This window comes from Bradyrhizobium sp., assembly GCF_049798375.1.
GTDB lineage: Bacteria > Pseudomonadota > Alphaproteobacteria > Rhizobiales > Xanthobacteraceae > Bradyrhizobium.
Genome location: NZ_JBARGP010000150.1, coordinates 1 through 1,890, shown reverse-complemented (window position 1 = coordinate 1,890; position 1,890 = coordinate 1). Strand labels below are relative to the sequence as shown.

The following is a 1,890-nucleotide window of genomic DNA, read 5'->3' as shown; positions in this document are numbered from 1 at the left end:
AACATCATGCCGTACATCTCGGCATCGATCATCATCCAGCTCCTGACCACGGTCTCGCCGCAGCTCGAAGCGCTGAAGAAGGAAGGCGAGTCGGGGCGCAAGACGCTGAACCAGTACACGCGCTATTTGACCGTGATCTTGGCGGCGTTCCAGTCCTACGGCATTGCAGTCGGCCTCGAAGGCGCCGGCAACGTCGTCAGCGATCCCGGCATGTTCTTCCGCCTGTCGACCGCGATCACGCTGACCGGCGGCACCATGTTCCTGATGTGGCTCGGCGAGCAGATCACCTCGCGCGGCATCGGCAATGGCATTTCGCTGATCATCCTGTCGGGCATCGTCGCCGAACTGCCCTCGGCGCTCGCGAACATGCTGGAACTCGGCCGCCAGGGCGCGATGTCCACCGGCCTGATCCTGATCGTCATCATCATGGCGGTCGCCGTGATCGCCTTCATCGTGTTCATGGAGCGCGCCCAGCGCCGGCTGCTGATCCAGTATCCAAAGCGCCAGGTCGGCAACAAGATGTTCGAGGGCCAGTCCTCGCATCTGCCGCTCAAGCTCAACACCTCGGGCGTGATTCCGCCGATCTTCGCCTCGTCGCTGCTGCTGCTGCCGACCACGGTGGCGAACTTCAACGCCGGCAAGGGGCCGGAATGGTTCCAGTGGATCACGACTCAGCTCGGCCACGGCCGGCCGCTGTTCCTGATCCTGTATCTGGCGCTGATCGTGTTCTTCGCCTTCTTCTACACCGCGATCGTGTTCAACCCGACCGAGACCGCAGACAATCTGAAGAAGCATGGCGGTTTCATCCCGGGCATCCGCCCCGGCGAGCGCACTGCGGAATATATCGACTATGTCCTGTCCAGGATCACGGTGATCGGCGCGGTCTATCTGGCAATTGTTTGTTTGATTCCGGAAATTCTGATTTCCTACGCCTCCGTGCCGTTCTACTTTGGCGGTACGTCGCTCCTGATCGTGGTCAGCGTCACGATGGATACCGTGGCGCAGGTCCAGGGTTATCTGCTCGCCCATCAGTATGAAGGGCTGATCAGGAAGTCGAAACTCCGGGGGCGCCGCCGCGGCTAGCGGCTGGCCGGCCCGGGGATGTCAAGATCAGATGGTGCGCGGGACTTCGCTCACCGCATGCCGGGGGGCGAACTTTAATGAGACTGATTCTTCTCGGACCGCCGGGCTCGGGCAAGGGCACACAGGCGCAGCGGCTGGTGCAGCGCTATGGCATCGTGCAGCTGTCGACCGGCGACATGCTGCGCGCTGCGGTAGCCGCCCAGACGCCGATCGGCCTGAAGGCCAAGGATATCATGGCTGCCGGGCATCTGGTGCCCGACGAGGTCGTGATCGGCATCATCAAGGACCGGATTGAGCAGCCGGACGCCGCCAACGGCTTCATCCTGGACGGCTTTCCGCGCACCGAGCGGCAGGCCGAGGAACTCGACGAGCTGCTAACCGCCGAGCGGATGAACCTTGATGCGGTGATCGAGCTCAAGGTCAACGAAAGCGTGCTGCTGGAGCGGGTCGAGCGGCGCGCCGCCGAGGCACGCGCGAGGGGCGAGGAAGTTCGCGCGGACGATACCGCCGAGGTGCTGACCCGGCGGCTGTCGAACTATCGCGACCAGACCGAGCCGTTGATCCATTATTATTCCGACCGCCGCAAGCTGGCGACCGTCGACGGCATGATGTCGATCGAGGAGGTCACCGAGGAGATCGGCCGGATCTTGACCGCGCTCGGCGCTCCCGGTGCTGCTCGTCCCGCCAAGAAGGCCGGCACCGCCAAGCGCAGCACTGGCGCGAAGAAAGCGGTGAAGCGCGCTAAGAAATCGATCGAGGCCATCAGGGCAAAGGCACCTGCAGCCAAGAAGGCTGGCAAGAAAGCTG

Annotated in this window: 2 protein-coding genes; both read left to right on the top strand. The window is 63.3% G+C overall.

Annotation, left to right across the window (positions count from 1 at the left end; genetic code table 11):
* Positions 1 to 1,083: preprotein translocase subunit SecY (secY, locus tag WA702_RS06535; protein ID WP_425109718.1), on the top strand; the 1,083-nt coding region annotated here is incomplete at its 5' end.
* A 77-nt stretch (positions 1,084 to 1,160) separates the two neighbouring features.
* A partial coding sequence (locus WA702_RS06530) for an adenylate kinase (RefSeq protein WP_425109717.1) occupies positions 1,161 to 1,890 on the top strand: 730 nt, incomplete at its 3' end.